This is a genomic window from Paenibacillus sp. UASWS1643, assembly GCF_008693195.1.
GTDB lineage: Bacteria > Bacillota > Bacilli > Paenibacillales > Paenibacillaceae > Paenibacillus > Paenibacillus amylolyticus_B.
Genome location: NZ_VXKZ01000115.1, coordinates 1,530,307 through 1,549,224 on the forward strand (window position 1 = coordinate 1,530,307; position 18,918 = coordinate 1,549,224).

An 18,918-nucleotide genomic window follows, 5' to 3' on the forward strand; every position below is an offset into this window, starting at 1 on the left:
CTTGGCCCAGGAAGAAATTGCTGGGCCAAGCTTTTTTTTAGGTGTATCGTAACAACCCCACACTTATCTCTTCTACATTGCAGAATATCCGTAGAATACTCAAGATTTCACAGATACAACCATACCAAGAGCTTCTAATGGTACTTGATCGGTCATTAGCTGATGAATTTTGTTACCGTCCTGCCATGAGATTGTTACATGAACAGACTTTCCACCACTTGGATATTCAACCTTGATGTACCCTTTATCTTTGGGTACAGGCAAGGTATGTGACTCCAGGTACTCCACCATTTTCTTCGCTATGCCCGGATTATTCATTTCATCCTCGGAAACCGAACGAATTTCCAGCGTCCATCTACCTTCTTGCCAAGTCAGATATTGACTGCCTGCGGCACCTTCACTCATGCCTTTGATGCCATGTCCCAGATCCACAGCCATATCTGCTGGAATATCTTTCAGGTCCGTCTCAGGGAAAATTTCTGACTGATTCGGGTCCTTATAGGTCTTCACTTCATAGGAAGCCAGTACAGGTATCTTACTGTCCGATGCAGTTAAAGATGGATCATTAATGGCAACAGACTGAGTGGTAGCGTAGAACTTCACCTTAAATGCATCAGCAGTATTGGACAGTATTGCCGCACCCAAAGATGTACCCTTGTCCAATGTGAATGAAGTGGGTAACGCTGCATCCTTCATCTTCAACTGGTTGCGAATTTGCTTGATCACATCATTCACACCTGATTGACCAGTGGCAACTTGGTTGTCATTTGCCTTCGATCCTGATGTGTCTTCATTATCTGTTGTGCCCGTATTCTCCTTAGTTCCTGTTTCATTTTCATTAGAGAAATCAGCACCACCACTGCCAGTCTCGGTCTGCTCACCCACTGTTGTCGTTGGTGAAGAACTATTCTCTGATGATGCTGCATTTGAATCCGGTCCGCCACATCCTGCCAGAGCAAGTAAAACGGCTGTCGTTACTGGAATGGTGATCCATAATGGTTGTTTCTTCATGATGTGTACCTCCTTCGTTGTAGCCAATCTAAAAATTCAAAAGATTAACGCTTGTCGTTCCAGAAGTTAACCGGCTGCACTTTTTTGCTTAATACTTCAAAACGATACCCTTCTGCCTTCAAAGTTTTCAATACTTGCGGTAATACTTTCAGCGTTGCTTCCTGGTCGTGCATAAGCACAACTGGTGTTGTTCCGCTCTTTTGCACATTGTGGATCTGTTTCATTACACTGTTATAGACTTTCTGGTGATCTTTCTGGTATTTCCAGTCTTCCGAATCCACATTCCAATCCCATAGATGAAATCCACCCTGGCCCAGCAGTACATTACGGAATGCCGGTTTGAGATAAGGTTTACTACCATATGGCGTCCGCACGAGACTTGTTTTAACTCCAGCAACCTTATTCAGACTTACATTGGCCTGTTGCATCTCTTTTAATCCGCTATATGCAGATTTATAGAATTTGCCTGGAACGTGAGTCACACCATGCAGACCCAATCCATGCCCGTCAGCTACGATTCGTTTGGTAGCCTTCTGAAATTTCTCCATCTGAGGACCCAGCATGAAAAACGTTGCCTTCGCATGATACTGATCCAGAATATCCAGTAACTGACCCGTATGAGCGGTTGGCCCATCATCAAACGTCAGGTATATGATTTTGGAATTTGCTTTGCTTGCACCATCCTTGGATGCAGCTGATTTGGCAGATACGGACTGCGGCAATAATAGTGGTATGATTAGTAAAATAGCAAGTGTGACCATGATAGATTTACGAATATGTAGCATAATTAAAAGTCTCCCTTATGTGTTATATTTCCCCGGGTGTCCATGTTTTTCTACCTTCATCCCTTGGCGATTAATCCTAATACTATCAAAGATAGTGGCTCCTGTTCTCGCTCCAAAGGCTACGGTAGAGTTACACTTTTGTCAGATAAACCTAAAATTTAATACGAATTTGATAGATTTGCGCAAATTAAGGTCCCGTCAGGATAGAACAATTGTGACATATCCTCTATTACCCACATTCAGAATTTTGATAGACCTTTACTCCAATTTAAGCAAATCAATACAATCATTAAATATCGTTGCATGCAAAAAAGCCTGCACACGTGCAGGCTTCTTTGTCTTCAATCAGCATATGGCATCAACGTCATCCCTTGCGAGGATATCTATCTCCTATTGCTTTGAGGGTGACTTGCTCATGCTGTATGTAAATGGTGTTTTGACGCTGGAATCTTATTGACTCCCACGTGTATTTATTCAGCAGGAGCAGTGAACGAACGTTTGCCAAACTCGGCATCCAGCATGTAGAAGGCATTGCTGTCTTTTTCAATGCGGCGCAGCTTCTGAATAATGTTGTCAAACAAAGCTTCCTCTTCAACCTGCTCATCAATGAACCATTTCAGGAAATACATCGTTGCATGTTCACGTTCATTCAGAGCGATGTCAGCCAGATTGTAGAATTTTTTCGTGTTTTGCTGTTCATGAGCATAACCATGCTCAAATACATCAAGCATCGAAGCATATTCATTCTTCGGTTCTGGCAAAGCCGCAAGTGTGGCACGTTGTCCACGATCGTTCAAGAATTTGTATATTTTCATGCCATGGAATCGCTCTTCTTCCGCTTGCACGATAAAGAAGTTCGCAAATCCATCCAGACTTTTGCTGGAACAATAGGCTGCCATAGCCAGATATACATGAGCGGAATAAAACTCAAAATTCATCTGTTCATTTAAAGATTCTGTTAACGCTTGGCTCATAATCAAAACACCTCTTTCTTTCTCTAGGGATGGTTATATTCTAACATAACGTAAGCAGGACTTACACCGATTTTCTACAAAATTCGCCAAGGACTGAACGAACTAAAAAGCTCTGCCGCGATGGCAGAGCTTCTTTCATTCTTTAGAGATATGCAATTATACCAAGAACGCTTTGGAGATGATAACCAACAGGATGAACAGAACCAGAATGGCACCTACAGAAGTGAAACCTCCGTAGCCGTAGCCTCTTGTTTCTCCACCTAATACTTCGCTCATTGACCGTACCTCCTCTGCAACAGGTATGGGTTATCTTATGCAGGAAGAACGACTTTGACAGGGCGGATGCCCTAATTATTCAAAAGCTGTTTTTTTCGTTCAGTACCGTGGAGATTGCACTCGCATGATATCCAGAAAAGGTACCTTCGCTGTGAACTCTTCTTCGGTATACTCTACATGCACAAGTCGTGTCCGGGAGTCCATTTTGACGATGACTCCTTGCACCTGATCTTCCTTGCCCCAGACCGTCAACAGTACTTCCGAACGTTCCCGAAAGGCTTCAACCAGCTGGTTTCCCAACTCTTCAAGTTCAAACTCATCCCGTGTAGGTCTTTTTGCTACTTTTGCTTTTGCCAATGTGGCTGCCTCCTCTACTCCGACGTCCCGATTCCACGGGTTGATTGCCGAGTTCATATTCAATTAGTATACCATTCATTTACGTTCGTGTAATCTCATGGCATCCAGAATGAACAAATTCCTCAGTCAAGTGACCGTTAACCGTGATACCTCCTATTCTTCTCCATACTCCACAATGATGCTGTACTCATTCGATCGGGTTTCGCCAGCCCGTTTTTGTCCATTCCATTCATACGTGTACCTAGCAATCAAGGCTCCTTGCAACGTCCCCGTCTTCTCAGAAGCTAACTTCGCTACATAGGAGATGTTCTTTTCCGTTCCAGGCTCAATCACGCCCACATGCAGAACCCGTGGTGTGGAATACTCTGGTAAGTTCAATTGGATCTCACCCGTAGCTTGCCCAAGCCATCTGGCACCCTCAGGTAAAATGCTCCCAAGTTGTACACGTGCCGGCAAATTACCTGTATTCCCCACACGTACCTGAAATGTGACGGTACCTCCTTGCTCGACCAAAGTGGGTGTCACTTGAACATAAGCCTGAATTATCGGCGCTTTCAATTCGACCACAGCTTCATTGGATGTAATCATTCGCTGCACTGACCGTGAATCCGGTAATCGAAATGTATACATCAGGCTAGCATGATTCACATACCTGTAGTCATCAGGCATCGATTCATCTCGATCTGGAAGTTTCGCTTCGAACTGAATATTCAGAACCGACCGGGCTGTCAACGTCCCCAGATTAAGCCCTTTAGCCAGATTGGTTCCGGGACGTTTAACCCCATTCCAGCCCAGACTGCCTTCGACAAATGTCACGCCTGTTGGCAGTACATCCAGGAGAGTTCCATCCACCGCATAACTGCTTGCATTGGAGACGGTAATATTATATTGGACGGCATCACCCAATGTGGCCGTTACCGGGAGCACACTTTTCAACACAGAGACCTGGGGCTGAATAACTTCCAAAGTAACCTGATTGGAGTAGACCGTCTCCTGCTGTCCTGCCGAGATATACGCCAGTACAGCTACACTTGATATTCCGTTTGCATCGCTCCCCCCCATAACCTGAACCCGATATTGTATCCGAATTGAGATTCCGGGCAAAATCTCTCCAAGTTGTATGCCCGTATCAGGCGTTACTTGTGGCGCAAACATGTCATCTACGATGACACTCGCAGGTATAAAAACAATACCTTGTGGCAAAGAAATCGTTACTGCGGCATTCGTGGCTGCAATAAAACCCGGATTGCTCACGATGACGGTGTACATGACAATATCCCCTGAGAAGGTATAGATGTGATCCGCCTGAAGGGAGATCTCCAGCCGGGATGAGACCAGATTGACCTCCACGATATTAGATTGTTCCATACCCGTAACCGTTCTGCCTTCCGGTGTCAAAAACTCATAGTTTACCTGTGCCTGATTCAGCAGCTTCAGTGCCTCAGGTAAACGCAAGATTACAACTTGGAAGTGATATCGCAACGTGGCTCCGGGCGCGATTTCAGCTGGAGGCAATCCTCTCTCCGGTGATGCTCCCGGTAATGGAATACCATCACGCAATACACTGTTGGGAAGCAGTGCCGTCTCTGCAGATAGCTGATCCAATAGGTGCACTAGGGCCGGAAGATTTCCGGTGTTAACAATTTCAACATGGTAGATAAGAGACTGCCCCAAGGCAGCCTCTGTGACATTGCACACTTTTCTGACTTCAAGCCTGGGGCCGATCCATGGTGTTACAACCGTATTCGAATAGGATACCTGTTCCAGTTCAGTCGCACCCGAGCTGAATCGAACCAGGGACTGATTCTTTAGCCAGTGGGACAACGGACCGGAAGATTGGCTCATATCACCACAACCTCTACTCTGAATGTAACCGTAACGGAAGCACCCGCAGCAATCGAACCAAGCGTGATGCCTGTATTCGGATTCCCCGTTGGTCTTGGCACACCATCCACCGTAACACTTCCTGGCACAAATACTGTACCGACAGGAACCGGGTCAACCATGACCACATTATTCACCACTTCAATACCAGCGTTTGTAACAACAACCGTATAAGTGATCACATCACCGACAACAGCATCAATGGCATCAGTGCTTTTGACAACCGTCACGTTAGGTGCAGATACTGGAATGACAAGGACGTTGGAAGACACCGTACCCGTTAACTGACGGCCATCCGGCGGACTAAATGTATAATTGGCCACGGCTTGGTTAGTCAACCGCTGATCTTGCGGCAGCGAATCCACGGTAACTTCAAGGGTGACAGTCACATTAACGGATCCCCCTGGCGGTATGGTGCCTACAACAATGCCTGTTTCCGGATTGGCTCCTGGCTGCGGAACACCATCAATTAATACACTGTTCGGAAGAAGCACAGTTCCATCCGGAATGTTATCTGTCAAGGTCAGATCAGCTGCCAGATTTCCGCTGTTGTTAATAGTAAAAGAGTAAACGATGGTGTCACCGATCGTAGCATTAGATGTATTTGCCGTCTTGGTCACGGCAATGATTGGTTGATAAATCGGTGTGACTACGATATTCGAGTATGAAGCACCCGAGAAGACACCCGATGTGAAACTTACGGCTGACTGACTGCTCACAACAGGTGGTGTAGGCAGTGTATTGACTCGCACTGCATAGGATATTGCTGCTGAGGCTCCTGGAGCCAGTGATCCAATGGCGATGCCAAGTGCTGGGTTAGCCGAGGTACGCGGAACACCATCCACCAGAACACTTCCAGCGACAAATGTGGTAGCTGGATCGATCGGATCGGTTAGTACCACATTGTTAACGGGATCAATTCCATTATTGGTCACAACCATCTGGTACACAATCGTGTCGCCGACCACTGCATCTACCGACGTTGTTGTTTTCGTTACACTGACATCCGGTGCAGATACCTGAATGTTGAGCGAATTGGATGTTAGACTGCCTCCCAGTGTTCTTCCGTCTGGCAGCGTATACGTAAAGGTTGCAGAAGCCTGATTCGTTATCGATTGGCTCAAAGGAAGAGTGGCAATGACAACCGAGAACATAACCATAGTTGTTGTTGACACGACGCCCAGCGGAATACCCGAAGCCGGATCGGCACCCGGTACAGATGCACCATTGACGATCACACTATTGGGCACAAGCTCCGTTCCGGCAGGGATCGTATCCGTCAACGTAACAGAGGCTCCGTAGTTCCCGGCATTAGAGATGGCGATGCTGTACACAACGGTATCCCCTACCGTGGCTATCGCCTGATCCCCCGTTTTGACCGCCGTCAGGATCGGCTGGAACACCGGCGTTGTAACCGTATTGGAGAACGTGGTGGCTGAGAACGCGCCTGATGTAAAGCTGACCGTGGATTGATTGTTCAAAACGGCACTTGCCGGGAGCGAAGTAACTTGAACACTAAATACTACCGTCACGGTAGCCCCAGGGGCAATGGAACCAATGGTGATCCCGGTTGAGGGGTTGGCACCTGGGCGAAGAACCCCATCAACAAATACGCCAGTTGGCGCAAGAACGGTGCTTGCCGGTACCGCGTCTGTGAAGACTACATTATTGACCGTCGCAATTCCGTTATTTGTCACTGCTACGCTGTATGTCACAATATCGCCAACCGAGACCGACGTTGATGTCGTCGATTTCACTACATCGACATCCGGAGCCGACACGGTGATGGTAAGTACATTGGACAGAACAGAACCTGTAATCGTCCTACCGTCCGGCAATGTGAAGGAAAGAGCCGCCGAAGCCTGATTCACCAGCTGTTGCGGAGACGGCAAAGTATCGATAACCACAGAAAAAGTAATGGTTGTTGTCGCACCGGCAGCAACAGTACCTGCCGAAATACCTGTGGCTGGATTGGCTGCAGGCAGCGGCTGGCCATTCACAATGACACTGTTCGGAACGAGAATGGTTCCCGTTGGGATATTGTCCGTCAGGTTAATCTGGGCCCCATAGTTACCTGTGTTGGATACAGTAATCGTGTAGCTAACCGTGTCACCTACAGTAGCGTTCTGTGTGCTTGCCGCCTTTGTTGCAGTGAGAATGGGTTGGAATACCGGTGTGACCACCGTATTGGAAAACGTTGTGCTCGAGAAAGTCCCTGATGTAAAACTGACTGTGGATCGATTACTCAGCTGGCCGCTTGGCGGTATCGCATCCACACGGAAGGTAAAAGTTACAGTTGCGGACGCTCCTGGAGCAAGTGTGCCGAGTGATATCCCGCCTGCCGGATTGGCTGCAGGTTGCGCTACTCCATTCACGGTCACACTGCCTGTGACAAAGGAAGCCCCTGCAGGAACCGGGTCCGAAAACTGGATATTGTTCACAGGGGCTATACCACTGTTTGTTACCTGAACGGAGTAAGTGACGGTATCACCTACCGCTGCCGCAGTTGAAGGTGTACTTTTAACGACAGCAACGTTTGGAGAAGAGACCGGAAACGTCAGCGTATTTGAAGTGGCTGTTCCTGTCAACGTACGTCCGTCCGGTGGTGTGAAGGTAAAGGAAGATGTAGCAAAGTTGCTAAGCTGCTGCGGAGATGGAAGTGTATCCACAACCACAGCAAACGTGACAACCGCTGTGGCTCCAGCTGCAATAATGCCTACTGGAATACCTGTTCCGGGCGTCGCTCCAGGTTGTGGTACACCAGATACCACAACACTGTTAGCTACTAAAGTAGTCGCGGCAGGAATGGTATCTGTCACAGTAACATTTGCCTCCAGATTGCCTGTGTTGCTGACCGTTACTGTGTATACAACCGTATCACCTACGGTCGCATTTACGGTATTTGCCGTTTTGACAAGTGAAATCTGCGGTTGTATGACCGGAGTCTGAGTGGTATTGGACGATGTTGACCCTGAAAATGAACCGGATGTGAAGCTGACCGTCGACTGATTGTTAATCTGCGAAGGAATCGGCATGGTAATCGTCACCTCAAAAGTTACGGTAACCTCGGCTCCTGGAGCCAACGTACCGATTGGAATGCCGGCGGTCGGATTGGAGAGCGGGAACGAAGTCCCGTTCACAATGACACTTCCGGGTACAAATGGGGTATTCGAAGGAAGAGGATTGACATATACCACATTATTAACGGCTACGGTTCCGTTGTTGCGAATAACAGATGTGTACCTGATGACATCCCCGACTACGCCGTACTCTACATTGTCACTGTTAACAATCGTTACATTGGGTAGAGAGACAGGAATAGTGATGGTGTTGGATGACGAGAATCCGGCAATCGCTCTTCCACTTGGAAGTGTGTATGAGAATGAAGCAACCGCCTGGTTAGTCAACTGTCTTGAATCAGGCAAACTTGTGACCGTTGTAACAAAAGTAACTGTTGTGCTTGAGTTGGCTGGAATTGAGCCCAAACTAATACCTGCTGCTGGGCTTACACCTGGTGTAGGTACGCCGTTAATAATGACACTGTTCGTATTGAAAACAGCTCCCGCAGGAATCGGATCCGTCAAGGTAACCGAAGCTGCAATGTTACCTGTGTTGTTAATCTGAATGCTGTAATTAAAGGTATCTCCTACCGTCAGATTCGTTGTACTTGCTGATTTCACCACTTGAATGACGGGCTGAAATATGGGTGTACTAACCGTAATCGATGAAGAGACACCATTAAAACTTCCCGACGTAAAGGCTGCGCTGGCACGGTTGGTAACTGATCCTGTGGAAGGAACAGACTTCAATCTGGTCTGGTATGTCACGGTGACGCTGCTTGAGCTGTTTAAGGTTCCGACAACAATGCCTGAGACCGGACTTGCACTTGCAGAAGCTGTTCCGTTAATGGTGACACTGCCCGGCACAAACTCCGAGCCAGTCGGCGTATCCGAAATCACCAGATTTTGGACCGCACTAATTCCTGCATTGGTTGCAATAACGGTATAGGTAAGGATGTCACCTACAGTCGCATCAGGTGTGTTTACCGTTTTGCTAATCGAAATATTAGGGGCCGATGCAGGTATTCGAACGATATTGGATTGACTTGACCCTGAGAGATTCCGGCCGCTGGGAAGCTGGTACGTATAAGTTGCGGTACCCTGATTCTCCAGTGTTGGCGGAGATGGAAGTGTACTCAGTGTTGCGCGAAATACGACCGTTGCCGTAGCACCTGGTGAGAGATTGCCCAGCGTTATACCGGTTAAGGGGCTGGTTCCCGGACGCGCAGTACCATTCACTGTTACCGAATTCGGAACAAACGTCAATCCTGCCGGAATCGTATCGGTTATCGTAACTTGAGCTGCTATGTTTCCGCTGTTTGTCACCACAAGTGTATATGCAAGCTGATCTCCCAGCGTCGCATTCGTTTGACTCGCCGATTTATTGATTGCAATGACCGGCTGGTACACAAGAGTAGTAATCGAATTGGAGTTGGAAATGCCCGTAAAGGTACCTGAACTATAGGACACAGAAGCCCGATTAAGCAGCGAGCCTGATGCAGGCAAGGATTGAACCGTAACCTGAAACGTCACCGTCGCGGAACTTCCCGCAGTCAATGTTCCAACTGATATACCACTGTTCGGATTAGCCGATGCAACGACTGCTCCCCTTACGGTCACGCTCCCCGGAACAAATATAGTTCCTGCAGGGAGAGCATCCGTAAGAATCACATTGTTAATCGGCTGAATGCCACCGTTCGTGGTAACTACGGTGTAGGTGAATGTCTCCCCTACGGCTACGTCACTGACAGAAGCGGATTTTACCGCAGTTACATTGGGCAATGTCACCGGAATCGTCAAGGTGTTAGACGCTACTGTTCCTGTTATGGTCCTTCCGTCAGGCGAGTTATACGAAAACGAAGCAGTAGCCTGATCCACAAGGGTTGGCGGTGTAGGCAAGCTTGTGACAAGCACTTGAAAGGTGACGGTATTCGCGCTGCCCGCAGCTAGGCTGCCCAAATTCACACCAGTCGCGGGATTGGCGCCTGCAATGACATTTCCGTTCAGACGGAAGCTGCCTGCTACATACGAACTGCCACTTGGGATGTTATCTGTCAATGTGACGCTAGCCGCAACATTCCCTCCATTGTTTACCTGAAGCGTGTACGTTACCGTGTCACCCACTGTGGCATTGGTGCTACTCCCCGACTTCACAATGGACAGGTTCGGTGAATATACAGGAAGTGTGGAGTTGTTGGAGGGAATTACGCCAGTAATCGTCGGCCCTCCTGCCACACTCTGGAATGTAAAAGCTGCATTTGCCGAATTTACAAGCTGCAAGATGCTTGCATCCTGTCCGATAAGTGCCCGGTAGGTTACAACAATACTGCTGGACAGGTTTAATGCACCCAGCGGAATACCTGCGGTTATATCCAGTGTTGGGCGGGGTATCCCAGCAACTGTGACGCTCCCAGGAATAAAAGTAAGTCCTGCAGGCAATGAGTCGGATAGAACTACACTGGCGGCACTGGCTGTACCTGCATTGGCAACCGTAACCGTATAGAGAATGCTATCCCCCGCTACCGCACCGGTAGCCGTTGACCCCTTAGATACAGTAATTCTTGGTGCGTTAATATCGACCTGAATAGCATTGCCATTAACGATGTATGCATCGCCTGAAGTCGTTAGCGTGAGCACTGCCGAGGATTGATTGTTAATCAGCCTGGCTGACACATCCACATTGGTGATATCCCAGCCTTGACGACCACCGACAATGTTGGAACCCGGAGCTCCGTTGATCTGATTTCGAGTTCCGAAGGTGCCCGCTGTGTTAAGCGCTCCCGTATCCCCATTGATTTGGGATGCAAAGAAGTTCGCAGCCAGATTGTTCGGCCCGGATAAGGCCACTGAAGTCGAAGAGGTCGGCCCGAATAATGCCTGATCACCTGTTCGATTCGCGTCACCTTCCTGGGCACTGAACAGCGCTCTTCCTCCGAGTACACCGGAGAGGGGGGTTGCGAATCCAGTCAATGTTGTTACGACCGGTGGTGAAGTGGATTGCACAAGTACGCCGCCTGCACGCAAAGACATATTGCGAAAAGGGAGATTGGGATTCTGATAAATAACGCCAAGCGTCCACCCGGCATGATTGGCTGTAGCATCATTCGTAATCACAATCGTTCCCACGACTGCTCCGGTGATATATGTACCTGCTCCCCCGTTTTGTACAAGTGTCGTCACATTGGCTGAACGTACATAACCTGCGGCGTTGTTACCCAGATCAAACTGATTGTAAGTCACCGGGTCAGGTGTAACACTGAATGAACCTGCAGGGGTGGTGAACGTTACCGGATTGTTGATGGCAGCACTCAGATTGACCGTACCATTGATGTAACTGCCGCCCCAGATCAATTCTGCATACAGAACGGAACTTCCAGCAGGCAGTGTAAGAATAGCTGCTGAACTGTTGCTCTGATACAAGCTTGTAGTTCCCAGTGGGTAGGTGCCGTACTGGAGGCTGGTGTTCGTTGTGATAAAACCGCCAATACTGTCCTGTGTTCCAGGTACCCCCGCTGTTTCCGAACGACTCAGTCCAAGCGTATTTCCTGTAAATGTAATTGCTCCCGTAGCATTAACGGTTGAACGAACGACAAGAGGAATGAAGATCACCTCCCCTTCATCAATGATTACCTACATATGGAACGGAGCCATATATATAGTCTATGAGTGTATTATTGAGTTTTGTTTGTCCTCCATAAAAAGTTTGAGACAACTCGAAACTTATGTGAGTCTTGTTCTCACATAACAGTTAAATACATTTGCGTTTTGTTCATTGTGATTTATAATTATCCTATACGAGAGTAATTCTGTCGTACCATTATGATGCAGTCAGCGGTGATATATGAAAGGTTTCCAAACGCACAATAGCCACATTCCAACAGAGTACGAGTTCAAACATTCCAAATGGATTCAAAAAATGCTCCATGCCTACTGGATTGTCATCATTGCACATTTCGCCATTCAGATTGGCTGTTTCCTGTTTCTGGAGTATGATCGCACACCGATAGATTTCTTGATGAATGTGCTTTTCTGGCCTACGGCCGTCAGCAGTTCGTGCATTTTGTTCGCAAGTTGGGTTGATCGGCGCTTCAGTTCATATTCCTTTTACACCATGTCTATAGCCAGCACGGTTATCGCCTGGACGATTATTCATGTCAATTATGACATCCGGATTATATTAGCAATCTGTCTGTTGCCCATCTTTGCTTCGGTGCTGTTCTTCAGTAAAAAGAGAGTCTGGATTGTCTTTCTGATGCAGATGGCTGGTTACCTTCTAGTTTTGTTCGATCCGGCCTACCGGTTGTACCTGTCTTCATTTGACATGGTATCCATTCCTGCTTTTCTAATCCTAGGTACATATGTAGCACAGGTTATCGTAACCAGCGGCGTTGAGGTGCTCGATGATCTTCAGGCCAGCATGCTTGCCAAGCAGGACCTTATTGTGCGAAATGCCATTATGACCAAACAGTCCAAAACAGACGGTTTAACCAACTTATATAACCAAAGCTCATTCAAGGATTATTATGAAAAAGCATTTGAGTATGCCAACAGTGGCATGAGTCTGCATCTGGCCCTGATCGACATTGATGACTTCAAATCCATTAATGATACGTATGGTCATCGGGTTGGAGACATCATTCTGGAGAAAGTGTCCCTGATCATTCAGGAAACCATTACCTCAAGTGATATTGCAGCACGGTACGGGGGCGAAGAGTTCGCCTTATTGATGTTTGAGCAATCTTTCAAGCAGACCTATGCCTTGGTGGAACAGATTCGTCAGAAGATTGCCCTGATGGGCCATCTGGAACTTGAAGGAGCTTCCATCACAGTGAGTATCGGTCTCAAAAGCTACAGTCCCAATCTAACCAAAGACAAATTGTTTGAGGAAGTGGATGCCTGTCTGTATGCCGCCAAACGAACAGGTAAAAATAAAACCGTAACATCACTTGACCTGACTTCGTCCTTGGCAGAGAAAATATAAATAAAAAAGTTGTGCTGTACACCGGAATCCCGGTTTGTACAACACAACTTTTTTTGGGTTTGCATAGCATCAGCAGGATGATGCTCTTCATACGTTATGTTTTCATTCCGCCCATTCCCAGCGATGACGATTTTGCTCCAGCATCGGATGCAGGTATTCGGACGATCCGTCAATGATGAGACGCAGCTCTTTGATCCAATCCTTGAAGGAATCAAATGAAGCAAACATATTCGCCATCTCTATCGTCAAATAAAGAAAATGAGGGGCTGGATATTCCGCAGTGATATGGCGCAGCGCGCTATCCACAGGCGTATATTTCTTTCTCTTGCCCTCAAGCCCCTCCACACGTATACGTGAAGTTGGATGTTCCCGCCGCCAATCATGCAGGCGGTCTTCTCTTTTGTAATATGCCTGTATCGTATCCTTGCTCATTCGTTTAAACGTGCTCTCGTGTAAAGGATACAGCACAAGCTGTATGAATGAACGGGTGTCCGCCGTTGCAGCGGCGCGTTCAAGTTGCTCATCAGTCACATGTTCAAACGAGTCATAAAAAGTCAGTGTCCCTCTGTGGCTGGCCGCAGGTGGCTCATAACCATAAGGTACAGATGTATATTTTCCAGACATTTCACCCCTCCTTGTCTATACGCACATTCGTACAAAGGTGATTGGGATAACCCAGCTAATGTTATTATACGCTAACGATCCTGCTTCAACTCGGAATAAAATGTCATTCTGTTCTTGCCTGCACGTTTGGACTCATACAAAGCTTCGTCCGCCATCCGGATAATCTCACTTGGATTGTCGCTGTTGGTTGGATATTCAGCACCTCCAATGCTACATCCAATTCGAATTCGCTCGTATTCGATAATAAACGGCTTATTCAGACTTTGAATGATGGCTTCTGCATAAGCCATGGCTTCTTCCCTCGGATGACTTCCAACAGACTGAAGTACGATCAGGAATTCATCTCCGCCCAATCGGACCGTTATACCCTTCTCCTGACCAAGAGCAGACAGTCGTTGGGCCACTTTCTGTAGCAGCACATCACCAGTCTGATGTCCAAGTGTATCGTTGACCCGTTTGAATCCATCGAGATCCAGATAGAGAAAAGTCAGCGTGTGATTTTCACTTTCAGTCTCCAGAGACTCCTCCAGATACACTTCTAGGGCAGTGCGATTCGGCAGACTAGTCAACTGATCAAAATGCGCCAGATTCTGCATCACGACCAGCTCCGAGTTTTTATTCATAAGAGAGGTCAGCATATCCCGAAGCGAACGGGACAACACTTCAATCTCCTTTATCCCCTTAATCGCAGGAATTTCAAGCTCTTCCCCTGCACGCAGTCGATTGGCCACTCTGGTAAGACGCACAAGTGGGGCAGAGATCAGACGTGAGACAAACCAGCCAATCAGTGCAAATAGCACGGTAACGGCAAGTCCCGTCCACACATTAAACCACATCAGGTCAAATACAGAAGCAAAAGCAGTCGACTTGACTTGACGAATGATTACGGTCCAGCCTAATCCGGGATAATCCTGATGACCCTGGCTGTAGGCAAATCCTGTCACATATTCCTTACCATCTGGCCACTCTTCAATGGACCAGCTGCTTTTGTTACGCTGGGCCTCTTCGATGCCGGGCAATGCCAACGGTTTACCGATCCATTCCTTCGGCCCCAGCAGCACTGTACGTTCCTTTTTGCTTACGATAAAGAACTCAATGTCTTTTTCTTCTCTTTTTAATGGGGCAAGCACGGACTCTTCGACTTCCTTCGCCCATTCCCAACTTAAATGTGCAGCGAGCACACCCTGAATATGTCCCTTGCTATCCTTCAGCGGAAAACTGATATCGACAAATTGCAACGGCTCTTCCGTTGGATTCGGAGCAGCTTGGCAAGCAGTACTGCATTATGCACATCTCCAATGAATTTACCCTTGATTCCCTCCTGATACACAGGTCGCTCTGATAAATTTTCCCCAAGCAAGATACCATTCGTGGCAGCTAACACTTTTCCCTTCGGGTCCATGAATCCAACCCATGAGAATGAGGGAAAGCTATCTTGTAACTGATCCAGCAGCATCTGAATCTCATCAGGTTGAAATCCATCTTCCAACGAAGCCATTCGGCCCAGCAGGTCCAGTTCACCCGCGCGAGCGGACATGAATCGATCCAGCTTGTCCGAAGCCTGTGAGGCCGTGCCTGTAAGCGAGTGACCAATCTCAGTCTCTACAGCAACAAATGACTTTTGGCTAAAAATAGACCCAATCGTCAGGGTAACCAGCAAGGATAACACAGCAAAGATGACTGTAAGCACAGTTCTAATTTTGAATGACATTACTTCCTCCATTACACGGTGAAACCATCTTGCTTTTCAACATAACTATGCTGTAAAGAGTACACGGAATGTCACCTAATCGTTTTCATATTTATCGGAACTTGTGTGTTTTTTTATTATACATGCCCATACAATATTACACTGAAATCTTCACCGTGTTTCTTCCATTCAAAGAATAGACACGATTCTGTATATACATACTTGGGTTATGAATATAGAGAGCAAGCATAACCTTCAAAGGATCATGCGCCTGTATGTCACAGAGAGAGTAATCGAAATACTAAACATTGGGGGTGTAATGTTGAGCCTGCTTCATGTTGCTGTTATTCTGCCTTTTGCCGCTGGCATTCTTCTTGCCATGCTGCATCGTTTCTTCCGTAAATTACATTTGGGATGGCCGGTTCTCCTTGTCCCGGCACTATTATTTGTATACTTTGCGAGTCTCATACCCGCTGTGTCACAGCGCAATACCGTAGCCGGAAATATCCCATGGATTCCTTCACTGGACATTGGATTTAACCTGTATCTGGACGGTCTGAGCCTCATGTTGACACTGCTAATCACCGGAATCGGTGTCCTCGTTGTTCTCTACTCCATCTTCTACATGGATATGAAAGAAGCGCTGAACCGTTTCTACCTGTATCTGTTGATGTTCATGGGAGCCATGTTGGGCGTGGTGCTGTCTGATAATATGATCGTGCTCTACGGATTCTGGGAATTGACCAGTATTACGTCATTCCTGTTGATTGCATTTAATTACAAACGTAAAGCTTCCACTTCAGGAGCACAAAAATCTTTCCTGATTACGGTATTTGGCGGTTTCGCCATGCTTACCGGTTTCATGATGATGTATCTCATTACCGGCACATTCAGTATTCGTGCAACCATTACAGGATTGGGTCAGTTTCAGGAAAGCGCACTGTTTCTGCCTGCACTTGTCTTGATCCTGATTGGGGCTTTCACCAAGTCAGCTCAATTCCCGTTCCATATCTGGTTGCCGGATGCCATGGAAGCTCCTACACCTGTCAGTGCCTATCTGCATTCTGCCACAATGGTCAAGGCCGGACTGTATGTTGTTGCCCGGTTTACACCGATCTTTGGTGGACAGGGACTCTGGTTCTGGCTCGTAACCGGCGTTGGTCTTCTAACTTTGTGTTATGGATCATTCCTGGCGGTGAAAAAAAACGATCTCAAAGCGATTCTCGCCTATTCGACCATCTCTCAACTTGGTCTGATCATGTCCCTCTTAGGGGTCGGATCTGCTGCTCTCTACTTCGGATATGGCGAATCCTCTGCAATGTACACCGTGGCAATAACCGCTGCACTGCTTCACCTGTTTAATCACGCGACCTTCAAGGCCGCTCTGTTCATGGTCGTAGGCATTGTCGATCACGAAACGGGTACACGTGACATCCGAAAGCTTGGTGGACTTGCTTCATTCCTTCCAATTACATTCACCGTAGCATTGATCGGATCACTTGCTATGGCAGGTATACCGCCGTTCAACGGATTCCTGAGCAAGGAGTTATTCTTCCAGGCGATGGTCGAAGTCACGCATCTGCGAATCTTTGGACTTGGGTCCTGGAGTGTTCTATTGCCAATATTGGCTTGGCTTGCAAGTGTGTTTACCCTGATCTATGCGCTTATTATCGTGTTCAAAACATTCCTCGGTCGTAGCCAAAGCGAGATCCCTGCCGAGAAGCTGCACGAAGCGCCCGCTGGTATGCTCATTCCGCCCGTTGTTCTAGGTGTTCTTGTCGTTGTATTCGGACTTTTCCCGAATCTGCTGGCCGGATCACTGATTGAACCGGCAATGGCTGCTGTGCTTCCATCGCTCTTAGATGGGAATGAGCGCTTCGATGTACATTTCTCCCTGTGGCATGGATGGACTCCGGAACTGATTATGACGATCGGAGTTGTGATTCTCGGAATCACTCTCTACAAGCTGTTGCCACGATGGAGGAATATTTATGAGCACTATCCACAAGGATTAACCATTAACAATATGTACCATGTTGTATTGGATAATCTCCAGCATTATGCACGCAAATGGACGGAAGCCTATATGAATGGCTCGGTCCGTAATTATCTGGTTTACATTTTTTCATTCACGGTCGCCTTGTTGGTCTATGCCTTCTTCCGTTCAGGAGAGAATATCACCTGGAATCTGCAGGGCAATGCACCTTTCTCATTTTATGAGGTCGTTCTGCTGGTCACGCTCATCGGTGCTGCGGTTTCGATTCCTTTTGCCAAAAACAGACTGTCGGCAGTCATTATGACCGGTGCGGTTGGTTACATCGTAACCCTGCTGTTTGTACTCTTCCGGGCGCCGGATCTGGCATTGACACAGATGATTGTTGAGACCGTATCCGTTGCATTGTTCCTGCTCTGCTTCTACCATCTGCCTGAATTGCAACGTGGCAAATCAAGCCGCAGTTATCTCACGGTAAATATGATCGTAGCGATTGCAGTCGGTGTTGTGATGACCTTTGTAGCTCTAGCTGCAAGCGGAACAGCATCACTGGACAGCATTTCTACCTTTTTCCTTCAGGAAGCGTATGAGTCTGCTGGTGGTAAAAATGTCGTGAACGTCTTATTGGTTGATTTCCGTGGATTCGATACATTATTGGAGATTATGGTGCTCGGCGTTGCTTCATTATCCATCTACTCCATGATTAATCTGAACCTCGAAGCCAAAGATCTGGGAGCTCGCTTGAAGTTCCGTAAGAAGGACGAAAGTCAGGATTCCGAACCTGCTCTGGATGATGAAGCGGACAATACGAAAAAGTATGGTAACCGGGAACGGAGCTCATCCTCCTGGGATACTGTACCCTTGCAGAGTAATGATGTATTGCTGCAAACGACCACCAAGGTCGTTGTGTTCATCATTCTGACATTTGCCATGCACCTGTTCTTTGCAGGACACCACAATCCGGGCGGAGGTTTTATCGGCGGCTTGGTAACAGCGGCAGCACTCGTATTGATTGCCCTGGCATTCAGTACGGATACGATACGCAAAGCGTTACCCGTTGACTTCCGTGTTCTAACAGGGATCGGATTGGGTATAGCGTTACTGACAGGTGCAGGTTCATTTATATTCGGAGTTCCATTCTTAAGCCAAACCTTCGGTTATTTCGAACTTCCTTTGCTGGGAGAAACAGAACTCGCCACAGCCATGCTGTTTGATCTTGGCGTGTATCTCGCTGTCCTGGGTGTCACCATGACCATCATTCTACAGATCGGGGAGGATCGCTGA

General features: G+C 47.4%; 12 protein-coding genes. 2 read left to right on the forward strand and 10 right to left on the reverse strand.

All coding sequences use genetic code 11. From position 1 onward, the window contains the following. Positions 1-99: 99 nt before the first annotated feature. The 7 genes from FE296_RS30830 to FE296_RS30860 all read right to left on the reverse strand — a co-directional run bounded on the left by FE296_RS30830 (position 100) and on the right by FE296_RS30860 (position 11,955). Positions 100-1,011, reverse strand: coding sequence for a hypothetical protein (locus FE296_RS30830; RefSeq protein WP_150367526.1), 912 nt, complete (start codon positions 1,009-1,011; stop codon positions 100-102). A 44-nt stretch (positions 1,012-1,055) separates the two neighbouring features. Then, complete coding sequence (locus tag FE296_RS30835) at positions 1,056-1,796, reverse strand: polysaccharide deacetylase family protein (RefSeq protein ID WP_124114291.1); 741 nt, start codon at positions 1,794-1,796, stop codon at positions 1,056-1,058. Positions 1,797-2,266: 470 nt separating this feature from the next. After that, complete coding sequence (locus FE296_RS30840) at positions 2,267-2,770, reverse strand: ferritin (RefSeq protein ID WP_017688845.1); 504 nt, start codon at positions 2,768-2,770, stop codon at positions 2,267-2,269. Positions 2,771-2,926: 156 nt separating this feature from the next. Next, entirely contained in the window at positions 2,927-3,046 is a 120-nt protein-coding gene (locus tag FE296_RS30845) for a hypothetical protein (protein ID WP_017688846.1), read from the reverse strand. Between the two features lie 99 nt (positions 3,047-3,145). Next, complete coding sequence (locus tag FE296_RS30850) at positions 3,146-3,403, reverse strand: YolD-like family protein (RefSeq protein WP_036608707.1); 258 nt, start codon at positions 3,401-3,403, stop codon at positions 3,146-3,148. 153 nt (positions 3,404-3,556) lie between these two features. Then, positions 3,557-5,248, reverse strand: a complete 1,692-nt coding sequence (locus FE296_RS30855; RefSeq protein ID WP_150367527.1) for a DUF11 domain-containing protein — start codon at positions 5,246-5,248, stop codon at positions 3,557-3,559. Continuing rightward, the gene (locus FE296_RS30860; protein WP_150367528.1) at positions 5,245-11,955 is read right to left on the reverse strand and encodes a DUF7507 domain-containing protein; all 6,711 of its coding nucleotides are present in this window, start codon (positions 11,953-11,955) and stop codon (positions 5,245-5,247) included. Before FE296_RS30860 ends, FE296_RS30855 begins: the two co-directional genes overlap by 4 nt. A 232-nt stretch (positions 11,956-12,187) precedes the next feature. Here FE296_RS30860 and FE296_RS30865 point away from each other — a divergent pair, with 232 nt between their 5' ends. After that, on the forward strand, positions 12,188-13,327 hold the full coding sequence (locus tag FE296_RS30865) for a GGDEF domain-containing protein (RefSeq protein ID WP_150367529.1): 1,140 nt from the start codon (positions 12,188-12,190) through the stop codon (positions 13,325-13,327). 102 nt (positions 13,328-13,429) lie between these two features. Here the strand turns inward: FE296_RS30865 and FE296_RS30870 are convergent, their stop codons facing one another. From FE296_RS30870 to FE296_RS33665, 3 genes are all read right to left on the reverse strand, one after another. Next, on the reverse strand, positions 13,430-13,951 hold the full coding sequence (locus FE296_RS30870) for a hypothetical protein (RefSeq protein ID WP_124114283.1): 522 nt from the start codon (positions 13,949-13,951) through the stop codon (positions 13,430-13,432). Between the two features lie 71 nt (positions 13,952-14,022). Beyond that, positions 14,023-15,189, reverse strand: a complete 1,167-nt coding sequence (locus tag FE296_RS30875) for a GGDEF domain-containing protein (protein WP_223869105.1) — start codon at positions 15,187-15,189, stop codon at positions 14,023-14,025. Further along, positions 15,159-15,662: a PDC sensor domain-containing protein gene (locus FE296_RS33665; RefSeq protein ID WP_223869106.1), complete on the reverse strand. Its 504-nt coding sequence runs from the start codon at positions 15,660-15,662 to the stop codon at positions 15,159-15,161. The genes FE296_RS30875 and FE296_RS33665 overlap by 31 nt, the downstream gene beginning before the upstream one ends. A gap of 301 nt (positions 15,663-15,963) precedes the next feature. Between FE296_RS33665 and FE296_RS30880 the strand changes: the two genes are divergently transcribed. Further along, positions 15,964-18,918, forward strand: coding sequence for a Na+/H+ antiporter subunit A (locus tag FE296_RS30880; RefSeq protein WP_150367722.1), 2,955 nt, complete (start codon positions 15,964-15,966; stop codon positions 18,916-18,918).

Excerpts from the sequence above, each read along its gene's own strand:
- FE296_RS30830 (WP_150367526.1), bottom strand. The coding sequence starts at position 1,011 with ATGAAGAAACAACCATTATGGATCACCATTCCAGTAACGACAGCCGTT.
- FE296_RS30835 (WP_124114291.1), bottom strand. The coding sequence starts at position 1,796 with ATGCTACATATTCGTAAATCTATCATGGTCACACTTGCTATTTTACTA.
- FE296_RS30840 (WP_017688845.1), bottom strand. The coding sequence starts at position 2,770 with ATGAGCCAAGCGTTAACAGAATCTTTAAATGAACAGATGAATTTTGAG.
- FE296_RS30845 (WP_017688846.1), bottom strand. The coding sequence starts at position 3,046 with ATGAGCGAAGTATTAGGTGGAGAAACAAGAGGCTACGGCTACGGAGGT.
- FE296_RS30855 (WP_150367527.1), bottom strand. The coding sequence starts at position 5,248 with ATGAGCCAATCTTCCGGTCCGTTGTCCCACTGGCTAAAGAATCAGTCC.
- FE296_RS30865 (WP_150367529.1), top strand. The coding sequence starts at position 12,188 with ATGAAAGGTTTCCAAACGCACAATAGCCACATTCCAACAGAGTACGAG.
- FE296_RS30870 (WP_124114283.1), bottom strand. The coding sequence starts at position 13,951 with ATGTCTGGAAAATATACATCTGTACCTTATGGTTATGAGCCACCTGCG.
- FE296_RS33665 (WP_223869106.1), bottom strand. The coding sequence starts at position 15,662 with ATGTCATTCAAAATTAGAACTGTGCTTACAGTCATCTTTGCTGTGTTA.